This window comes from Acidovorax sp. LjRoot117, assembly GCF_964252695.1.
Taxonomy (GTDB): Bacteria; Pseudomonadota; Gammaproteobacteria; order Burkholderiales; family Burkholderiaceae_C; genus Acidovorax.
The window spans coordinates 375,577-395,402 of the sequence record NZ_CAXUPO020000003.1 but is presented as its reverse complement, the minus strand read 5'-3'; the positions used below and the strand labels follow the sequence as shown (position 1 = coordinate 395,402).

The window sequence follows — 19,826 nt, the reverse complement described above, 5'->3', positions numbered from 1 at the left end:
GGGGTCAGACCACGATGGTGTCGAACAGGGTGGCGGCCTCGGCGGGGCGGGTCGTGCGGCGAAAGCCGACGGTGAAGGCGTTGCCCCCGGTCTCGCCCTGCGCCGTGGTGTGTGCAATCCGCTGGTAGCTGATGGAGGCACCGTGGCGCTGGCACAGCTCGCGGCAAATATAAAGGCCCAGGCCGCTGGATCGGCTCTCGGAGGAAAAGAAGGGCTCGAACAGATGGCGCTCCACGGATTTGTCCATGGGCGCGCCATCGCTCCACACCTGCAGGCTGACCTGTCCCGACGGCTGCGCGCGCGTGCTGACCCGCAGCGCATCGGGCGCCTCGCTCATGTAGCGCAAGGCGTTGTCCAGCAGGTTCACCAGCACGCGCCGCAGATGCTCGGGATCGAATTCGACCTGGATGCCCTCGGCCTCCAGCGTCACCACGGCCCGGCGCCGGGCCGGGTTCTGGGATTGCCAGTCGCTCCATATCTGCGCCACGGTGTCGTCCAGCGGCACCGTGGAGGCCGGAGCGTGGCTGATCTGGTGCTGCACGCGGGCGATGTCCAGCACTTCTTCCGCAATGCGGGCCAGTCGGTCGGCGTTCTGCTGCACCATGTGCGCCAGGCGCTTTTGTGCCGGGTCGTGCAGGTCTTCTTCGAGCAATGCGTTGGCCTGGACGATGGCCGCCAGCGGGTTGCGGATCTCGTGGGCCACGGCGGCCGACATGCGGCCCATGGCAGCGAGCTTTTCGGTGCGCAGCCGCGCTTCCATCTCCCGCAGGTCGTGCAGGAACATCACGCACAGCCGCTCGGTCTGCGCCTGCCGGGAGGCCTCCCGCGTGGACGTGAGCCAGGTGCGCACGTGCAGGCCGGTGGGGCTCTGCCCGGGGTGCAGCAGGTCGACATCGGCAGTCTGGGGTTGCTCGTGCCGGAAGGTGCGCCGGGCCAGGATGATCAGGGGGCTCCAGGGGGATTCCGTCGCCAGCACGAACGGCAGCTCGGGAAGGTCGCGCCCACCCAGCAGTTGCAGGCCTGCAGGGTTGGCCATGCGCACGGTATCGCTTTCATCCACCACCAGCACGCCGTCGGTCAGGTTCTGGATGACGAGGGCACTGACCTGGGTCTGCACGCGGGCCGCGACCTGGCTTTGATGGGCCAGCTCTTGCTCGCGCGCCAGGCGGGCGGCCAACTGGTGCACCAGATAGCTCACGATGAAGTAGCCGGTGCCCGTCAGCGCACTTTGCAGGTAGCGCGGGGCCGCATCGCCGGTCGTGCTGATGCCCTGCCACCAGGCCCAGCCCAGCAGCAGCAGCGTGGCCGCCGCCGTGGTCCCCAGGGCCAGCGTCAAGGTGCCGAGCACGGCCGCCATGAGGATGGGCAGGCCGAACAGGGGGGTGAAATTCATGATCCCCGCGTGCAGCAACTGCACGAGGGCGATGGCCAGCAGGTCGACCCCGATCGACGGCAGCCACCGAGCTCCGGCACGCGGCGATGGCGGTGCGTGCCCAGCCAGCACGCGCAGCATGGCGGTGGCCACCAGATACGCCACACACACAGCCAGCACGGCCGGCTCCGGCGCCTGGTTGACGATCTGCCCGATGCCTTGCAGCATCAACAGTGCCAGCGCCACCACCACCCGGCCGGTCAGAAAACCGCGCCATAGCCGCACGAACGGCGCATCCACGGTGGGCAGGAACATCCCGGCGGGGGGTACTTGCATGGCTCAGGCCGGACCGAGGCTGCGGTGCTCCGGGCAGCAATAGGCCTGGCTGCCCAGCATCAAGGCCTCGGCCTTGGGGATGTGCACGCCGCAATGCGCGCAGGCCAGGATGTCCTGCGGGCCACCCGGCGGTGGGGATGCCAGGCGCACCGGAGCCTCTGCGCCGTCCTTGTCGCGCCGGCTGCGCCAGATGCCGATGGCCACGACCAGGACGATGAGCAGGACCAGGTACTTCATGCGCTGCGCCCCAGCACCACTTCCATCACGAAGCGCGAGCCCACATAGGCCAGCAGCAGCAGCGTCGAGCCCGCGTACAGCACGCGCACTGCGTTGCGGCCCCGCCAGCCAAAGCGCGCGCGACCGATCAGGAGCGCGGCGAAGGTGAGCCAGGACAGCAGCGAGAACACGGCCTTGTGGTCCCATCGCCAGGCACGGCCGTACAGGGTCTCGCCAAACAGCCAGCCCGCCAGCAGCGTGGCCGTCAGCAGGATGAAGCCGGCCGTCACGAAGCGGAAAGTCAGGCGCTCCAGCGTCAGCAGCGGGATGCCGCTGTGCGGGTCCTCGGCCTGCCGGATGTGCCGCTCGGCGCGGGTCATGAGCCAGGCGTGCACCACCGCAGCACCAAACAGGCCGTAGCAGGCAATGCCCAGCGCCAGGTGCAGCGGCAGCCAGGCAGAAGCCGTGACATGCAGTGGCTGCCCCGGGAACACCAGGGCCAGCACCACGGCCACCGCGCCCAGCGCAGCCAGCACCCAGCGCGACTGCATCTGGGGAAAGAGCTGCCGCTCGACCGCATAGACGGTGAGCACCAGCCAGGCCGTCATCGACAGGGCGGGCGCAAACCCGAAGCGCGGTGCGTCGCCCCACAGGCCCCACACCAGGACGGCGCCATGCAGCACCCACGCCACCAGCAGCGCATTGCGGGCTGCCGTGGTGCCCAGGCGCTTGGCGGCGACGGCGGGAACGCCATATGCCACCGCGGCGGCCAGGGCCAGCAGCCAGCTGAAGGGGGAGCTACTCGCTAAAATCATGGATCGCAGTTTAGCCTTTTGCCCCCACCGCCCGTACCTGGGCGTGCCTGCCAGCCACAACCGTTGTGTTGATCGCGCGCAGGCAACACCGGAACATTGCCCATGGCCTCCGCCCTTACCGACAAACTCTCGCGCCTCGTCAAGGAGATGCGTGGCCAGGCCCGCATCACCGAATCCAACGTGCAGGACATGCTGCGCGAGGTGCGCATGGCACTTCTGGAGGCCGACGTGGCCCTGCCGGTGGTGCGCGACTTCATCGCGCGGGTGAAGGAAAAGGCGCTGGGCGAGGAGGTCATCGGATCGCTCAAGCCCGGCCAGACCCTGGTCTCCATCGTCAACCGCGAACTGGCGGCCACCATGGGCCAGGGCGTCTCGGACATCAACCTGGCGGCCCAGCCGCCCGCCATCATCCTGATGGCAGGCCTGCAGGGCGCCGGCAAGACCACGACCACCGCCAAGCTGGCCAAGCACCTGATCGAAAAGCGCAAGAAGAAGGTGCTCACCGTCTCGGGCGACGTGTACCGCCCCGCGGCCATCGAGCAGCTCAAGACCGTCACCAGGCAGGCGGGTGCGGAGTGGTTCCCGAGCACGCCGGACCAAAAGCCCCTGGACATCGCGCGCGCGGCGCTCGACTACGCCAAGAAACACTATTTCGACGTGCTGCTGGTCGACACGGCCGGTCGCCTGGCCATCGACGAAGCGTTGATGAAGGAAATCAAGGACCTGCACGCCGCCTTGAACCCCATCGAAACCCTGTTCGTCGTCGATGCCATGCAGGGCCAGGACGCGATCAACACGGCCAAGGCGTTCAAGGAAGCCCTGCCCCTCACCGGCATCGTGCTGACCAAGCTCGACGGCGACTCGCGCGGCGGTGCGGCGCTGTCGGTGCGGCAGATCACGGGTGCGCCCATCAAGTTTGCGGGCGTCTCGGAAAAGATCGACGGGCTGGAGGTGTTCGACGCCGAGCGCCATGCGGGCCGCATCCTGGGCATGGGCGACATCGTGGCGCTGGTCGAGCAGGTCACGGCTGGCGTGGACATGGAGGCTGCCCAGAAGCTGGCCGCCAAGGTCAAGAGCGGCGACGGTTTCGATCTCAATGACTTCCTGTCCCAGATCCAGCAGATGAAACAGATGGGCGGCCTGTCCAGCCTGATGGACAAGCTGCCGTCCCAGCTCACGGCCAAGGCCGGCGCGGTGGACATGGACAAGGCCGAGAAGGACATCAAGCGCAAGGAAGGCATCATCCAGAGCATGACGCCGCTGGAGCGCCGCAAGCCCGAGCTCATCAAGGCCACCCGCAAGAAGCGCATCGCCACGGGCGCAGGCGTGCATGTCCAGGAGGTCAACCGGCTGCTCAAGGAGTTCGAGCAGATGCAGGGCATGATGAAGAAGATGAAGGGCGGCGGCCTCATGAAGATGATGAAGCGCATGGGCGGCATGAAGGGTCTGGGCGGCGGTGGCATGCCCAAGATGCCTTTCTGAGACCCACCGTCGGAGCCGCTCCGTGTCATCGGCCCGGCTCAGCGGGGGCGCCTGACAGCGGCCATCCAAGGCTTTGACGGGCCGGAGCAGGGCCCGAGCGGGGCCCGCTCAAACCCGCCCTCTCACCAACTGCGCAATGGGCTGTGTGCGGTCCGGTGCGCAGCTCAAGATCTCAGGGCGCCTGCAACCAGTCTTTCAAGGGCTGGTCCGCCCAGACCTTGGCCTCTTCGCCGATGAAGGCCTGCGGCCTGGAAGCGGGCAGCTTGCGGCGCTTTTCCTGGGCTGCGATGGATTTTCTGGCCTCATCCATCCAGTCGGTCACTGACAGGTTCTCGGCGTCTGCCTGGCCGAACAGCGCTTCGGCGAACGGCGTGTGGGTGCCATCGTATTGGCAGCGGAACGAGGTGAGGCGCGTGTCGGAGGCCGTGAGCACCACGCGGTTCGGCGCCCTCAGTGGCTTGATGAATGCGCCGCTGTAGCAGGCGGACAGCACCACCAGCGTCGGTACCTTCAGCGGCGCCAGTGCATCGCTCAGCAACCTGGGGGTGATGGGCGGCTGGTTCTTGCCAGCCACGGTGATGTTGAGCAGGCCAGGGTTGGCATGCGTGGAGATCAGCAGCAAGACCCGGTCCCGCGGTTGCACCACCTCGGCCATTTTGGACATCACCAATGCGAAATTTTCGACCGTCGCCTGCGGCCACTCTGCGCTCTCGCCGCGGGCCGGGTTGGCCAGCTTGAGCATCAAGGCGTTGGCGTCGAGCTCGCGGACCAGCTTTTCAGCCAGCAACACGTCGTTGCGGAAGGCCTTGGACTGCGAGTGCATCGCAAAGCCGGCAAAGATGATGCGGCCCGGTGGCTCGGCAGGCGGTGCTGGCGCGGGTGCAGCCTGGGGCGCGGTGGGAGCTTCGGCCATCGGCGCCGGTGGAGCGATGCACCCCGCGGCTGCGGTGGCCAGTGCCAGTGCGCCGACTCGAAAAAAGCGCCTCAGGGTGTCGGGGGCGAGGGAAGACATGGGCATGGTGATCAAGAAGCTAAGACGGATGGAAAGGTGGCAGCTGCCCGGTGGCAGCATGCGTCCGGCCGAGTCCAAAGCGTCCGTATCCTAAAGGAGTGCTGTCACCCTGACGCAGTTGTCAGGGCAGTGTTTCAAGTGCTTGCATCGATCGTCCGCATCCAAATCGCGGGACCTGGATGTCGATTTGCCGCGGATTCACCGTAAAAAAGCCGGTGCATGCACCGGCTTCGTGGGGGTGTGACGTGGGTCACAGGGCGGTCACGCCGCGCGCAGTGCGGGCTGCGCCAGGCGGCTCGCATGCAGCCAGGCGCGGCGCAGCACGGGAGGCGACCACGATTCCTCGGGGATCAGCAGCAGCCGCTGCGCGCGCAGCGCCTTGCCCAGCGCAATCTGGCTCGTCACCACTGCCAGCGGAATCGCCAGCGCCAGGGGCAGGCCCACGGGCATGAGCCACAACAGCGCGCTGCTGTCGATGAAGGCCACACCCAGCGCCAGCACGGCGATGATTGCGCTCATGGGGGCCAGCTGGCGCATGGCGTGGAGCCAGGGCACGGCATGGGCCTCACGGGGGGGCGACTTCCATTCGAGCTTCAGGCCCGTCAGCGCGATCACCACGAACAGCGAGTGCGCCAGCATGCGGATGGGCGCTTGCAGGATGGCCAGCACGCTTTCGAGCACAGCGCTCTTGAGCAGGCTGAAAGCGCCGCCGTACTGCGCTTGCTCGCGGCGCATGAACACTGCTGCCACGCCCAGGATGCGGGGCAGGAACAGCAAGCACAGCGTCCAGGCCCACAGCGCCAGCAACTCGGCCGGCAGGATGTGCCAGTCGGCCACCAGCTTGGCGCCCGACAGCCACAGTGCCGTGCCCAGCGTCAGAAACGCGAGCCAAAGCGGTGCCGACAGATAGGCCATGGCACCCGTCACGAACATCGAGCGGTGCACAGGGTGGATGCCGGGTTCGGCCATCAGGCGGGCGTTCTGCAGGTTGCCCTGGCACCAGCGGCGGTCGCGCTGCAGCTCGGCCAGCAGGTCAGGGGGTTGCTGCTCGTAGCTGCCGATCAGGTCGGACACCAGCCACACGTGGTAGCCGGCGCGGCGCATCAGCGCGGCTTCGACGAAGTCGTGCGACATGATGCCGCCCGCCAGGCCGCCCGTGCCCTTGATGGGCGCCAGTGCGCAGTGTTCCATGAACGGCGCCACGCGGATGATCGCGTTGTGGCCCCAGTAGTGGGACTCGCCCAGCTGCCAGTACTGCATGCCCAGCGTGAACAGGCGGCCGGTGACGCGGGATGCGAACTGCTGCGCACGGGCGTGCAGCGTGACGTGGCCGATGGCCTGCGTGGCGGTCTGGATGATGCCGGCAGAAGGGTTGGCTTCCATCAGCTTGGCCATGGAGACGATGCAGTCGCCGCTCATCACGCTGTCGGCATCGAGCACCACCATGTAGCGGTAGTCCTTGCCCCAGCGGCGGCAGAAATCGGCCACGTTGCCGGCCTTGCGGTGCGTGCGGCGGGTGCGCAGGCGGTAGTACACCTGCACCTGCGGTTGCTGGCCGTGCTGCGCCAGGGCGCTGCGCAGCTCTTCCCAGGCAGCACGCTCGGCGGCGGCAATGGCGAGGTCATAGCTGTCGGACAGCACGAACACGTCGAAGGTGGCGCCGTGCCCGGTGGCTGCGACGGATTCACACGTGGCCCGCAGGCCGGCGAACACGGTCGACACGTCTTCATTGCAGATCGGCATGATGATCGCGGTGCGCGCATCGGGCGCCAGGTGGTGCTCGGTCACGCTGCGCACCGACAGCGCATGCTTGTCGCCGCGCACCATCACCCAGAACCCCATCAGGCCGGTCAGGAATCCCGTGACCACCCAGGCCGACAGCAGGGCGAACAAGGCGATCTGCCCATAGCCCAGCCAGGGGTTGTCGTACGTGGGCTGCACGCCCGCGAACAGCAGGCTGGCCAGCGCCGTGGCCAGCACCGTCAAGACCATGAATGTCCAGCGGCGGCGCTGCGCCGCACCTTGCCAGGCCTGGGTGTGCTCATCCTTGGGCTGCGCAGGGCCGGCATTGCGGGCGCGTCCTGTGAGGCGCAGCAGCACGGCGGTGCTCAGGCTGTTCCAGAAGCCGCGCCAGGGGACCGGGGTCATCGACCCGCGGTGCAGCGGAGGCGCCGTGACAGCGTTCGGGTGGCGCTCTTCGCGCACCACGCTGCGTGGGCTGGGCACGGCGCGCAGATAGGGCACGCGCTGGCCAGTGGACACGGCCGCGGCTGCCTTGGCAGGGGAGCGATGGGGCGCCTCGGGGCTTACTCGGGAAGAATGATGTGCGTCCATGTTTCACTCACAGCGTTGTTGTCGTGTTGAAGAAAAGCGCGCAGCTCGATCGGACGATCGGCCTTTTGGCGCTGTACGCGAACAGTCATGCGCCACTGGTCGGTGGCGGGATTTCGGTAGACGATGTTTTCCAGCACCTTGCCGTTGGCATCGGTGCTCACCACCGCCTTCACGGCGGCTTCGGGTGGCAGGGCCTTGAGCGCAGGGCCGTCGAAGTCGACGACGAACTGGGCTTGCTGGCGCAGGGCGGCAGCGGTTTCCTTGGTGTAGCCCATGCCGCGGCGCGATTGCGTCACCCAGCCGCCCGGGGGGCGCTGTTGCTCGTCGCCCTGCCAGCTCAGCTCGTAGGCGAACTCCAGGGGTTGGCCTGGTGCGGGCAACTGGGCAGGCACCCAGTAAGCGACGATGTTGTCGTGCGTTTCATCGGGGGTGTTGAGCTGCACCAGCTCAACGCGGCCAGGACCCCAGTCGTTCAGGGGGCGCACCCAGGCGCTGGGGCGGCGTTCGTAGCGGGCTTCCACGTCCTCGTAGCTGGCCCACTGCCGGTCGCGCTGCATCAGGCCGAAACCCTTGGGGTTCTTGGTGGCGAACGATGTGACGACGGTCTGCTTGGGGTTCTGCAGCGGGCGCCAGAGCCATTCGCCCTCGCCGGTGGCGATCATCAGGCCGTCGGAGTCATGCACCTCGGGGCGGAAGTCATCCTTGCGGGGCTGGTTTTCGCCGAAGAAGAACATGCTCGTCAGCGGCGCGATGCCCAGCGTGCCGATGGGCTTGCCTGCGCCCGGCCGCACAAAAATGCGGCTGCGCACGGTGGTGGTGGTCTGCGTGCCGGGCTGGATGTCGAAGCGGTAGGCACCGGTGGCGCGGGGCGAATCCAGCAGCGCGTACACCGTGACCTGGGTCGACAGCGGATCGGGCCGCACCAGCCAGAACTCGGTGAAGCGCGGAAACTCCTCGCTCTGCCCGGGGGGCGCGCCCACGGTGTCGATGGCCAGGCCGCGGGCCGACAGGCCGTACTGCTGGCCCTTGCCGAGCGCGCGGAAGTAGCTTGCGCCCTGGAAAACCACCAGCTCATCCTTGTAGGCGTTGGAGTTCAGGTGGTTGTGCAGGCGAAAGCCCGCAAAGCCGAGGTCGCCCCAGGCCTCGGGCTTGACCTGGTTCTTGCCGTAGTCGAAGTCGGCACGGTTGTAGCTGATGTGGCGGGCACCCTGCGGCGTGACCTCGTTGATCAGCACCGGTTCCTTCTGGTACAGGCCCAGATGGAAGAACATGGCCTCGAAAGGCAGCTTCTCGGCGCGCCACAGCGCGCGGTCGGGGCGCCAGCGGATGTCGCGCACCTGGTCGTAGTTGAGCTTGGCCAGGTCGGCCGGCAGCTTGTCGCCAGCTGCCCGATAGGGCTTCTCGGCACGCTCACGGGCGAGGCGGGTGACGCTGTCGAAGTCGAAGCCTTGCGCCTGGGCCTTCGCGGCCACCAGAGCCAGCGCCAGCAGACCGACGGTCCGCTGGGCATGCCGGAGCAAAGGCGAGGAGAGAGAAAAAACAGCTTGCATGCGGCATATAGGGCAAACCCTGTGCCAGCTCTGAAAAACTGTTCTATATCAACGACTTAGGCCTTGATGTACATGTAAGCGATTGTGCAAGCAGTTTCTGCTGCCTCAAAAGCCATGTTTTTGTCGCTGTGTGGCGACAGGTATGGCGTTGCCTATAAAAAATGCTTTGAAAATCAAAGACTTAGTCGTGTCGCTCTTCGGCGACATCATCGCCGCCCGCCGTGTCGCTCTTGAAGTTGCCGGGGGTGAGGGCGTGCTTTTGCAGCAGGCGGTAGAACTCCGTGCGGTTGCGCTGGGCCAGGCGAGAAGCGTCTGCGACATTGCCGTCGGTCATCTTGAGCAGGCCCACCAGGTATTCGCGCTCGAACCGCTGCCGCGCTTCGGTAAAGCTGAGCACCTGGGCCGACGGGATGCGCAGCGCACGCTGCACCAGGGTCAGCGGCACGAGCGGCGTGGTGGACAGGGCGCACACCTGCTCCACCACGTTGAACAGCTGGCGCACGTTGCCGGGCCACGCGGCCATGGTCAGTGCCTTCAGGGCCTCGGGCGCAAAGCCCGACAGGCGCTTGTCGTACTTGCGTGCGAGGCGGTCCAGAAAGTGGTTCGCCAGCAGCGCGATGTCCTCGCGCCGGTCGGCCAGCGTGGGCAGCATCAGCGTCACCACGTTCAGGCGGTAGTACAGGTCCTCGCGGAACTGGGCCGTGGCCATGGCTGCTTCCAGGTCGCGGTGCGTGGCAGAGATGATGCGCACATCGATGGGCGTGGACTGGCTCGAGCCCACGGGCCGCACGGCGCGCTCCTGCAGCACGCGCAGCAGCTTGACCTGCAGGGCCGGCGGCATGTCTCCGATCTCGTCCAGCAGCAGCGTGCCGCCATCGGCCGCCTGGAACAGGCCCTTGTGGTTGCTGGTGGCGTCGGTGAAGGCCCCCTTCACGTGGCCGAACAGCTCGGATTCGAGCAGTGCCTCGGGGATGGCCCCGCAGTTCACCGCCACAAAGGGCTTGGCGGCCCGCGGGCTCGCCCGGTGGATGGCCTGGGCCAGCAGTTCCTTGCCCGCGCCGCTGTCGCCCAGCAGCAGCACGCTCGCATCCGACTGGGCCACCATGTAGGCCTCGGCGAGCAGGTCGGTCATGCGGTTGGAGCGGCTCACGATCTCGGCGCGCCAGGCGTCGTTGGCGTGGGCGTGGGTCACGGCCGGCGCGCTCAGCGCCAGGGCCTGGCCGATCTTCTCAAGCAGGTCCTTGCCGTCGTAGGGTTTGGTGAGGTAGGTGAACACACCGCGCGAAGTCGCTTCCACCGCATCCGGGATGGTGCCGTGCGCCGTCAGCAGGATGACCGGCAGCGAAGGGTGCCGCGCGCGCACTTCGTCGAACAGCGCGAGCCCGTCGCGCCCCGGCAAGCGGACATCGCTGAGCACCAGCTGCGGCCGCGCCATGTCGAGCTGCGCGAGCGCGGCTTCGGCAGAGCCCACCGCAATCACCTCGTACCCTGCGGCATTCAGGCGCAGCGACAGCAGCCGCAGCATGTCGGCATCGTCGTCCACCACAAGGATGCGGGCCGATGCGCCAGCGCGGGATGCAGGGGTGGAGTGGGTGGGCATGGTGATGGGGCAGGTCAGGGGGCAGAACGTTGGGGGCCGTTGCCGGGCGAGGATGCGGGGGCCGCTGGCACCGGGGGGCGGGTGGTCAAGCTGCGCTCGATGGCGCGCACGGCTTCCAGCCGCTCGTTGAGCTGGTCGTTGCGCCGCTGCGCGTCGCGCAGTTGCTGCGTCTGCCGGTCCAGCTGGTCTTCCAGCCGGCGCAGGTTCAGCAGGCGGGCCTCCATCAGGCGTGCCAGCGGGTGCAGTGCCTGGGACGCCGCGCTCTGGTTGGCGAGCACGCGTTGCACCAGGCCCAGCGCGCGCGCCGTGTCCACGGCCTGGCGGGTTTGCGCCAGGGCGGTCGCCAGCAGCAACGGGGTTTCGGCAGAGGCCTCTTCGGCATCGCTCAGGCGCGAGATTTCCCTTGCCAGCTCTGCCGGCCCCATGCGCAGGGTCAGGTCGGTCTGGGCCAGGACCTGCAGCACCGGGCTGGGAGCGGGCAGCGGCGGGGGCTCCGCGCGCGGGGTGTGGTCCTGCGTTTTGACCTCGACCGGAGCCGGCGCCACGGCGGCCACGGGGGGCGGTGGCGGGGTCGCGGCCTGCGGGGCCGTCGCACCGCAGCCGACCAGCAGCCACGCCGCCGCCAGCGGAAGAAGTGCTGCCGCGGGGCTCGTCAGTGCGCGGGTGCGCTCCGTGGCCGCGAAAAGATGAAGGTCGCTAGGCTGCATGCGGTAGTTCTATGCGAAAGAATGATGTGGCGCCTTCGTCCACCAGGCGCACCGTGCCCCCATGGGCTGCGATGTACTCCTGGACGATGGACAGGCCGATGCCGGTGCCGCGCACGGCGTCGTCCGGCTGGCGCACGCCGCGGTAGAAGGGCTCGAAGACGTGGTCACGGTCCGCCGGTGCCACGCCGGGGCCCTGGTCGATGACATCCACCCGGACAGTGCCCGCAGCGCGCGACAGCACGATGCGCAAGGTTCCGCCCTTGGGCGAAAAGCGGATCGCGTTGGACAGCAGGTTGCTCACCGCCGAGGCGATCTTGTCGGCATCGATCGGCAGCGAGACTGGCGAGCCTTCCACCAGCACCTTGAGTCCCCGTGACTGCCACTGCAGCCGCTGGCTTTCCACCTGCGCTTCCAGCAGCGCCAGCAGGTCGGTATCGCGCCGCTTCAGCTGGCGGGCCTCGAAGGCTGCTGCATTGAAGCGCAGCAGGGCCTCGATCTCGCTTTGGAGCACCAGCGTGTTGTGGTGCAGGATCTGCGCCACTTCGCGCTGTCCGCCATTGAGCTCGCCGGTCACACCGTCCTGCAGCAGTGCCACGCCTTCGCGCAGTGCAGCCAGCGGGGTCTTGAGTTCGTGCGATACGTGGCGCAAGAAACGCGCCTTGTCGGCGTCCAGTTCCAGGAGCCGCAGGCGCAGCCATTCGAGCTGCTGGCCGACGCGGCGCACGTCGTCCGGGCCGGAGATCACCACCGGTTCGTCCAGCTGGTTCTCGCCCAGCTGGCGGATGGCGCCCTCCAGGCGCTTGAAGGGACGGGCCAGCCAGATGCCCAGTGCCAGGGCCAGCACCAGCGCCAGCACGATCACGCCCACCACCTGGTGCGTCACATTGCGGCGGCTGGCTTCCACGCGGTCCTGCAGCTCGCGGTTGCGCTGGGCATTGATGTCCTGGATCGACTGCGCGATGTTCAGGTTCAGCGTCTCGATGGCCACGAACTCGTCGGCCACGAGCCGCTCGTTGTCCAGCGCGCGCTCAGGCGGGGCGTTGAGCAACTCCTTCACGGTATCGAGGTGCCGGCGCCATTCGATGGCCTGCTCCTCGGGGAGCCCGTCCTTTTGCAATTGGTCCAGGATGGCCGAGGCCTCGATCGACATCTCATCGAAGCTGCGGCGCAGGGGCGCATCGCGCAGCACCAGCGACTGCCGGGCCGCCCGCTCCAGGGCCTGGCTGCGCTGGTTCAGTGCCTGCGCGGCCGTGCCCATGGCGGTGGCATGGGTGGAACCGTGCCGGCTTTGCACCATGAGCTGCTCCAGCGTGTGCAGCGCCCGCAGCGAGCTCACGCCGAGCAGTCCTGCAATCAGCAGGAAGGCCAGCAGCAGCAGCTGCTGAAAGGAAAACCCGTTGAGCGGACCGCCCGCCCTGGGCGTGCCAGCGCTGGGTGGACTGCTGGGTGCGGACATGGGAGGGGCTGTTCCTGCAGTTTCAGGCCAGCGCGGCCTCGTGGGTGAGGACTTCGCCGCGCAGCGTGTAGGCCTTGGCTTCGGTGATAGTCACGTCCACCATCTGGCCGACCAGGCGGGGCTGGCCCACGAAGTTGACGACGCGGTTGCACTCGGTGCGGCCCATCAGTTCGGTGGTGTCGCGCTTGGAGGCGCCTTCCACCAGGATGCGCTGCACCGTGCCCACGCGGCTTTCGCTGATGGACTTGATGTTGGCGTTGATCACGCCCTGCAGGTGTTGCAGGCGGCGCAGCTTCACGTCGTGCGGCGTGTCGTCGTGCAGGCCGGCCGCGGGCGTGCCGGGGCGGGGGCTGAAGATGAAGCTGAAGCTGTTGTCGAAGTGGATATCGTCGATCAGCTTCATCATCTTGTTGAAGTCGTCCTCCGTCTCGCCGGGGAAGCCCACGATGAAGTCGCTGCTCATGGCCAGATCGGGGCGGATGGCGCGCAGCTTGCGCACCGTGCTCTTGTATTCCATGGCGGTGTAGCCGCGCTTCATCGCCATCAGGATGCGGTCGCTGCCGTGCTGTACCGGCAGGTGCAGGTGGCTGGCCAGCTTGGGAATGCGGGCATAGGCGTCGATCAGGCGGGGCGTGAACTCGTTGGGATGGCTCGTCGTGTAGCGGATGCGCTCGATGCCCGGGATGTCGGCCACGTACTCCAGCAGCAGCGCGAAGTCGGCGATCTCGCTGGTGTCGCCCATCTTGCCCAGGTAGGCGTTCACGTTCTGGCCCAGCAGCGTGATCTCTTTGACGCCCTGGTCGGCCAGGCCGGCGACTTCCACCAGCACGTCGTCGAAGGGGCGGCTGACCTCTTCGCCGCGTGTGTAAGGCACGACGCAGTAGCTGCAGTACTTGCTGCAGCCTTCCATGATGGAGACAAACGCGCTGGCGCCTTCGACCCGTGCCGGCGGCAGGTGGTCGAATTTCTCGATCTCCGGGAAGCTGATGTCCACCTGCGGACGGTCCAGCCGTTCGCGCTGGTTCAGCAGCTCGGGCAGGCGGTGCAGGGTCTGGGGGCCGAACACGACGTCGACATAGGGCGCGCGCTTGATGATCTCGGCGCCTTCCTGGCTGGCCACGCAGCCGCCCACGCCGATCTTCACGCCGCGGGCCTTGAGGTGCTTGATGCGGCCCAGGTCGCTGAAGACCTTCTCCTGCGCCTTCTCGCGCACCGAGCAGGTGTTGAAGAGGATGAGGTCGGCCTCGTCCACGTTCTGCGTGGGCTCATAGCCCTGGGCTGCATTGAGCACGTCGGCCATCTTGTCCGAGTCGTACTCGTTCATCTGGCAGCCGAAGGTTTTGATGAAGACTTTTTTGGAGGCCATGGCAATCAATCTCGTGTCCGAATGTGGATGCGGCGGCGCGCGTGGGGCGGCCACTGGGGCAGGGCAGTGGGCGGGCGCGCAGCGGGCCTGCCCATGCCGGGGCTACTTCTTGGTCGGGTCCGAGTCGGTGCGGAAATTGAACTGGATCGTGTCCGAGCCATTGCGCGGCTGGGCCGCTTCGCCTTCGGTCAGGATCCAGGCGGACAGCAGCATGCCCGTGCTGTTCTCGATCAGGTAGTTGACCTTGAAGGTCTGGCCCTGCACCGTGTGCAGCATGACCAGCGAGTTCTGGGGGCTGAACAGGCGCATGCCGGGCGCCATGCGGATGTTGCGCCCGTTGAGCACGGCATCGGAGCCGCCCTGGACGGTCAGGCTGCCCCGCAGCGATGCGTCCGGAAAGTTGCGCGCCACCCCCAGGCCGGGCTGGACCTGTGCATGGGCGGGCATTGCCAGGCAGGCGAGGGCCGACAGGCTGGCCGCAGCCAGCGCACGCGCAGCATGCAGGCGCCGGCCGGTGCTGGCCGGGGGGGAGTGAGGGGCAGGGGTGCAGCGGTTCATGGTGTGTATCCAGAGGCTGGTAACAAGGTGGGGGAGGCCGATTTTACGGGCCAGGGGGCCCAAAAAACCGTTTTCATACAAGGACTTACTGCCACGGCAAGGGCGCCGCGGCCACAAAAAAGCCCGCAATCACTGGCGCGTTGCGGGCTTTTGGCGGTCACTCGAATGTGGTGGTCGTAGGTGGACTTGAACCACCGACATCAGCATTATGAATGCTGCGCTCTAACCAACTGAGCTATACGACCGTAAGACTAAGATTATAGAACAAAAATTATTGGTGTGTGAAGTTGGCCGTGCGTTTGTTCATGAACGCGTCCATGCCTTCCTTCTGGTCCTGGGTGGAGAACAGGGCGTGGAACAGGCGGCGCTCGAACATCACGCCGTCGGACAGGCTGCCTTCGAACGCCCGGTTCACCGATTCCTTGGCGGCCATCACCGCGATCTGCGAGAAGCCGGCAATGAGGATGGCCGCGCCCAGGGCCTCGTCCATGAGCTTGTCGTAGGGCACCACGCGGCTGACGAGGCCGGCGCGCTCGGCTTCGGTGGCGTCCATCATGCGGCCGGTGAGGGCCATGTCCATCGCCTTGGCCTTGCCCACCGCACGAGGCAGGCGCTGCGTGCCGCCGGCCCCGGGGATCACGCCGAGCTTGATCTCGGGCTGGCCGAACCGCGCGTTGTCGGCCGCGATGATGAAGTCGCACATCATCGCCAGCTCGCACCCGCCGCCCAGCGCAAAGCCGCTCACGGCAGCGATCACGGGCTTGCGGATGGAGCGGATGGCTTCCCAGTTGCGGGTGATGTAGTCGCCCTTGTAGGTGTCGGCAAAGCTGTACTTGGCCATCGCGCCGATGTCGGCGCCCGCTGCAAATGCCTTTTCACTGCCGGTGACGATGATGGCGCCGATCGCCTCGTTGGCGTCGAAATCCTTCAGGGCCGCGCCCAGCTCGTTCATGAGCTGGTCGTTCAGGGCGTTGAGCTGCTTGGGGCGGTTCAGCGTGATCACGCCGACCTTGTCCGCTTCGACGCGGACTTCGATGGTTTCGTAGGCCATGGTATCTCCTGGTTTATGGTTTGTTGTGAAGGGCTGTCGGCAATATACCCAAGCAGGTCCGCATTGCGGCCCTGCGCGTGGCGCGGTAGGTAAAAGGCCGTACCGCGGCCGCGCATCCGGCGGCGATCACGCCAGCCAGCGCCCCAGTGCGGTCGCGTCGGCGGCCGAGAGGCTGACGGTATCGGGTGCCGGAGCGTGCCGGGCGGGTTTGCGAGGCGCCGCGGCCTGGCCGCGGGGGGGCAGCTCCAGCGCCAGGCGCAGCAGCCGGCCGTCGCGTGCCACCAGGGCGGTCACCGAGGTTTCGGCGCCTGCATAGAACGCCACGTCGTCGAGCTTGCTGATGCGCCAGCCTTGCCCCTGCACCTCCACGCCCAGCCATTCGTCCCCGGGCGCGATGCCGGCCTGTTCGGCCAGGCCCGCGCGCAGCACGGTCTTGATCTGCACGCTGTGGTTTTCGGCCACGCGCAGCCCCAGGCGCTGGGCCCATTGCGGTGCCTCTGCCTGCAGGTGCACGCCGTGCGCCGCCAGCAGTTCGGCCAGGGGGAGTTCTGCCGTGCTGTGCACCCACTGCGCGATGTCCGCGTCGAAAGACCGCCCGCCCAGTTCCCGCAGCACGGTACGCAGGTCGTCCTCCGTCATGGGGCCGCCCTGGCAGCGTTTCCACAGCGCGCGCATCACGTCGTCCAGCGTGCTCTTGCCGTCGCGGCGCAGCGCCAGGTCCAGGCACAGCGCGACCAGCGACCCCTTGGTGTAGTAGCTCACCGTGGCGTTGGGGGTGTTCTCGTCCTGGCGGTAGTACTTGACCCAGGCATCGAAGCTCGCCTGGGCCACGGTCTGCACCATGCGCCCCGGGGTCTGGTGCACCTGGTTGATGGTCTTGGTGATGAGCTTCAGGTAGGTTGCGTCGTCGATCAATCCCGCCCGGCGCAGCAGCAGGTCGTCGTAGTAGCTGGTGAAGCCTTCGAAGAACCACAGCAGGTCGGTGTAGTTCTCCCTTGCGTAGTCGTGCTGTGCGAATTCGGCGGGGCGCAGGCGCTTGACGTTCCAGGTGTGGAAATACTCGTGGCTGATCAGGCCCAGCAGCGTGGTGTAGCCGTCGCTCGCGCGGCTGTCGCCCACGCGGGGAAGGTCCCTGCGCCCGCAGATGAGCGCCGTGGAGTTGCGGTGCTCGAGGCCCCCGTAGCCGTCGCCCACGGCATTGAGCATGAACACGTAGCTCTTGAACGGGGCGGCGCCGTCGCCGTGCCAGAAACGGATGGCGGTCTCGCAGATCTTCTGCGTATCCGCCAGCAGGCGCTTGTCGTCGAACGATGGCGCGGCGCCGGCCACGACGAAGCGGTGGGGGATGCCCGCCGCAGTGAAGCGGCCCACCCAGAAGCTGCCCAGCTCGACCGGGCTGTCCACCAGTTCGTCGTAGTCCTCGGCCTGGTACAGGCCAAAACCTTTTTTATCGACCTTGAGCGCAGTGAGCCCGGTGGCCACCGACCAGTCGGCCGTCGCCGGGGTGCTGGCCATCTCCAGCGTGTGGGCCTGCTTTTCCTGGCCGCGCACCTGCAGGCACACGCTGGTGCCGTTGAAGAAACCGCGCGATGCATCCAGCCAGGCCGTGCGCACCGAGGTGTCGTAGGCGCAGACGGCATACGTCAGCACCAGGGGCTTGTCCGCGCTGCAGTCCGCGCGCCAGCGGTGCTTGTCCAGCTGCGTGAGCGGCACGGCGTGTTTGCCCTGGTGTGCCGTGAGCTCCTGCAGGTTCTTGGAGAACTCGCGCACCAGGTAGCTCCCCGGAATCCATACCGGCAGGGACACTTCCTGCAGCGCCTGGGGGTGGGCGATGGTCAGGGTGACGCTGAAGAGATGGGCATGCAGGTCCGCAGGCTCCACGCGGTAGTGGATGGCTGCGGGCTCGTGGTGGCGGGTGGAGGGCATGGGCGTGTGCTGTGTTCTGGCGTGGTGGCCAGCAGCGCCGGGCCCTGCTGGCAGGCTCCGGGAACGCCATCGCGTTCCCGCGGGTGCGGTGGGGTTCAGTTGCCGCCGGTGGCTTCGCTGCCGGCCTCGGCCAGGCGTTTTTCCACTTCCTGCGCGCCGATGGCGCCCGGCACGCGCGTGCCGTTGGCGAAGATCAGGGTGGGGGTGCCGGTGATCTTGTGCTTGCGGCCGAAGGCCAGGTTGCGTTGCAGGGCGCTGGTGTCGCAGCTGGCGGCGGGTGCGGGCTTGTCGCGCACCATGTGGTCCTGCCAGGCCGTGACCTTGTCCTTGGCGCACCAGATGTTGCGCGACTTCTCTGCCGAGTCGGGGCTCAGGATGGGGTACAGGAACAGGTACACCGTCAGGTTGTCCACGTTCTGCAGGTCGCGCTCGAAGCGCTTGCAGTAGCCGCAGTTGGGGTCCTCGAACACCGCCACCTTGCGCTTGCCGTCGCCGCGCACGATGGTGAAGGCGTCCTTGAGCGGCAGCGCCGAGAAGTCCACCGCGGTCAGCTTGGCGATGCGGTCTTCGGTGAGGTTGCGGCGCGCCTTGGCGTCGATCAGCTCGCCCTGGATCACGTAGTTGCCCTTGGCGTCGGTGTAGAACAGGTCGGTGCCGATGCGCACCTCGTACAGCCCCTTCATGGGCGTGGGGCGCACCTCGTCGATCTTGTCCATCTGCGGGATGCGCTCGGCCAGCGCCTTGCGGATGTCGGCCTCCTGGGCGGATGCCGCCGCGCTGGCGAAAAGGCCGATGGCCGTGATCAGGATGGGAATCAATTTCATGGTGTTCTCGGGTTCAATGGTCGGCGGCCGCCAAGGCGTCCGCTGTGGTCGTCGTCAATCAAATTCCCATGGCCTGCCGGGCCACAAAGTCCTTCAGCGGGCCGCTTCTCTCGAAGCCCTTCATGCCCCAGTTGCGCAGCGCCTGTATCGGACCTTCCTGCCGCGCAAACAGCTGCTGCAGCCCGTCGGTGGCCAGGCCCATCGGCACCAGCGCCGCCTTGCGTTCGCGCTCGTAGCGCCGCAGCAGCCGCAGGTCGGCCACGCTGCGCCAATAGTCACGCCCATGCAGCACGGCCGCCAGCGCCTGCGCATCCGCAAGCCCCAGGTTCAGCCCCTGTCCTGCCAACGGGTGCACATTGTGGGCGGCGTCGCCGGCCAGCGCCCAGCTGCGGGCCGGGCGGCCGGCAGCGGTGCCGGGCACGGGCCCGCACCAGCGGTCGGCCCGGGCCAGCTGCAAGGGCCAGGCAGCGCGCTCGGCCGTCAATTCCAGTGCGCCCAGGGCCTCCTGGCTCGCAGTCTGCAGCCGCAGGGCGAATTCCTGCGGTGACAGCGCCAGCAACGGCGCCACCTGCTCCTGCAGGACGGACCACACAACCGCGACGGAGTTCCCCTCCCGCCCGCCCAAAGGCAAAAAAGCCAGGATGCCGTCGGGCAGAAACCACTGCCGGGCCACCTGCCCGTGGGGGCGCTCGCACCGCAGCCGGGTGGCGATCGCGTGCTGGGCGTAGGGCGTGACGTCGAAGTTCACGCCAAATTCGTCCCGCGTGCTGCTGGCCCGGCCCTCGCACACCACGGTGAGCGCGGCGGGGACGGGGGCGTTCACCGCCTCGACATGGGGCTGGTAGCGCACCGCCTCGGCCAGGCGTGATTCCAGGGCGGGCACGTCCACGATCCAGGCGAGGGCCTGCACGCCCTGGGCCGCCGCGTCGAACCGCACGGCGCCGCCCTGGTCGCCCTGCACCTGCATCTGGCGCACGGCGGTGGCGTGTTCTTCGTCGGGCCAGCTGCGCAGGGATTCCAGCAACTGCCGGGACGCCAGGTTGAGTGCGTAGGCCCGTACGTCGGTTGCGGCAGGATTCTTGGGGCCGGGGGCGGGCAGCAGCGCCACTTTCAGCCGGTCCCGTGCCAGCAGCAATGCCAGGGTGGTGCCCACCACGCCGGTGCCGCGAATGCAAATATCAAAGGTTTGGGCCATGAGGGGCATTGTAGGAGCCGTGCCGG

16 protein-coding genes and 1 tRNA gene are annotated in these 19,826 nt (G+C 67.5%); 1 reads left to right on the top strand and 16 read right to left on the bottom strand.

Annotated features, from left to right (window positions below):
- Positions 1 to 4: 4 nt before the first annotated feature.
- Genes ACSQ3D_RS11485 through ACSQ3D_RS11475 form a run of 3 tightly spaced genes read right to left on the bottom strand, consistent with a single transcriptional unit; the run spans position 5 to position 2,739 of the window.
- Positions 5 to 1,708: a two-component system sensor histidine kinase NtrB gene (locus ACSQ3D_RS11485; RefSeq protein ID WP_056417644.1), complete on the bottom strand. Its 1,704-nt coding sequence runs from the start codon at positions 1,706 to 1,708 to the stop codon at positions 5 to 7.
- Between the two features lie 3 nt (positions 1,709 to 1,711).
- Positions 1,712 to 1,945: a PP0621 family protein gene (locus tag ACSQ3D_RS11480; RefSeq protein WP_436126968.1), complete on the bottom strand. Its 234-nt coding sequence runs from the start codon at positions 1,943 to 1,945 to the stop codon at positions 1,712 to 1,714.
- Positions 1,942 to 2,739, bottom strand: coding sequence for a cytochrome C assembly family protein (locus tag ACSQ3D_RS11475; RefSeq protein ID WP_056167431.1), 798 nt, complete (start codon positions 2,737 to 2,739; stop codon positions 1,942 to 1,944). The genes ACSQ3D_RS11480 and ACSQ3D_RS11475 overlap by 4 nt, the downstream gene beginning before the upstream one ends.
- 102 nt (positions 2,740 to 2,841) lie before the next feature.
- Here ACSQ3D_RS11475 and ffh point away from each other — a divergent pair, with 102 nt between their 5' ends.
- Positions 2,842 to 4,221 (top strand): signal recognition particle protein, encoded by a 1,380-nt coding sequence (ffh, locus tag ACSQ3D_RS11470; RefSeq protein ID WP_436126967.1) that lies wholly within the window; start codon positions 2,842 to 2,844, stop codon positions 4,219 to 4,221.
- 172 nt (positions 4,222 to 4,393) lie between these two features.
- Here the strand turns inward: ffh and ACSQ3D_RS11465 are convergent, their stop codons facing one another.
- From ACSQ3D_RS11465 to ACSQ3D_RS11405, 13 genes are all read right to left on the bottom strand, one after another.
- Complete coding sequence (locus tag ACSQ3D_RS11465) at positions 4,394 to 5,233, bottom strand: C13 family peptidase (RefSeq protein ID WP_235504187.1); 840 nt, start codon at positions 5,231 to 5,233, stop codon at positions 4,394 to 4,396.
- Positions 5,234 to 5,494: 261 nt separating this feature from the next.
- Positions 5,495 to 7,567 carry a glucans biosynthesis glucosyltransferase MdoH gene (mdoH, locus tag ACSQ3D_RS11460; protein ID WP_436126966.1) on the bottom strand — a complete coding sequence of 691 codons (2,073 nt, stop codon included), beginning with the start codon at positions 7,565 to 7,567 and terminating at the stop codon, positions 5,495 to 5,497.
- A complete protein-coding gene (locus tag ACSQ3D_RS11455) occupies positions 7,540 to 9,117 on the bottom strand; it encodes a glucan biosynthesis protein G (protein ID WP_436126965.1) in 1,578 nt (525 codons plus the stop codon). The genes mdoH and ACSQ3D_RS11455 overlap by 28 nt, the downstream gene beginning before the upstream one ends.
- 181 nt (positions 9,118 to 9,298) lie before the next feature.
- Complete coding sequence (locus ACSQ3D_RS11450) at positions 9,299 to 10,717, bottom strand: sigma 54-interacting transcriptional regulator (protein WP_436126964.1); 1,419 nt, start codon at positions 10,715 to 10,717, stop codon at positions 9,299 to 9,301.
- Between the two features lie 14 nt (positions 10,718 to 10,731).
- Complete coding sequence (locus tag ACSQ3D_RS11445) at positions 10,732 to 11,424, bottom strand: hypothetical protein (RefSeq protein ID WP_396503183.1); 693 nt, start codon at positions 11,422 to 11,424, stop codon at positions 10,732 to 10,734.
- The gene (locus ACSQ3D_RS11440; protein ID WP_056417658.1) at positions 11,414 to 12,880 is read right to left on the bottom strand and encodes a sensor histidine kinase; all 1,467 of its coding nucleotides are present in this window, start codon (positions 12,878 to 12,880) and stop codon (positions 11,414 to 11,416) included. The genes ACSQ3D_RS11445 and ACSQ3D_RS11440 overlap by 11 nt, the downstream gene beginning before the upstream one ends.
- Positions 12,881 to 12,902: 22 nt before the next feature.
- The gene (gene miaB, locus ACSQ3D_RS11435) at positions 12,903 to 14,246 is read right to left on the bottom strand and encodes a tRNA (N6-isopentenyl adenosine(37)-C2)-methylthiotransferase MiaB (protein WP_056418332.1); all 1,344 of its coding nucleotides are present in this window, start codon (positions 14,244 to 14,246) and stop codon (positions 12,903 to 12,905) included.
- Between the two features lie 102 nt (positions 14,247 to 14,348).
- Positions 14,349 to 14,804 carry a hypothetical protein gene (locus tag ACSQ3D_RS11430; protein ID WP_436126963.1) on the bottom strand — a complete coding sequence of 152 codons (456 nt, stop codon included), beginning with the start codon at positions 14,802 to 14,804 and terminating at the stop codon, positions 14,349 to 14,351.
- Positions 14,805 to 14,972: 168 nt separating this feature from the next.
- Positions 14,973 to 15,049: transfer RNA gene (locus ACSQ3D_RS11425), tRNA-Met, on the bottom strand.
- Positions 15,050 to 15,075: 26 nt separating this feature from the next.
- Complete coding sequence (locus tag ACSQ3D_RS11420; RefSeq protein WP_436126962.1) at positions 15,076 to 15,855, bottom strand: enoyl-CoA hydratase; 780 nt, start codon at positions 15,853 to 15,855, stop codon at positions 15,076 to 15,078.
- Between the two features lie 126 nt (positions 15,856 to 15,981).
- Positions 15,982 to 17,781 (bottom strand): M61 family metallopeptidase, encoded by a 1,800-nt coding sequence (locus ACSQ3D_RS11415; protein WP_436126961.1) that lies wholly within the window; start codon positions 17,779 to 17,781, stop codon positions 15,982 to 15,984.
- Positions 17,782 to 17,876: 95 nt separating this feature from the next.
- Positions 17,877 to 18,605 (bottom strand): DsbC family protein, encoded by a 729-nt coding sequence (locus ACSQ3D_RS11410; protein WP_436126960.1) that lies wholly within the window; start codon positions 18,603 to 18,605, stop codon positions 17,877 to 17,879.
- 58 nt (positions 18,606 to 18,663) lie between these two features.
- A complete protein-coding gene (locus ACSQ3D_RS11405) occupies positions 18,664 to 19,800 on the bottom strand; it encodes an FAD-dependent monooxygenase (RefSeq protein WP_436126959.1) in 1,137 nt (378 codons plus the stop codon).
- Positions 19,801 to 19,826: the final 26 nt, after the last annotated feature.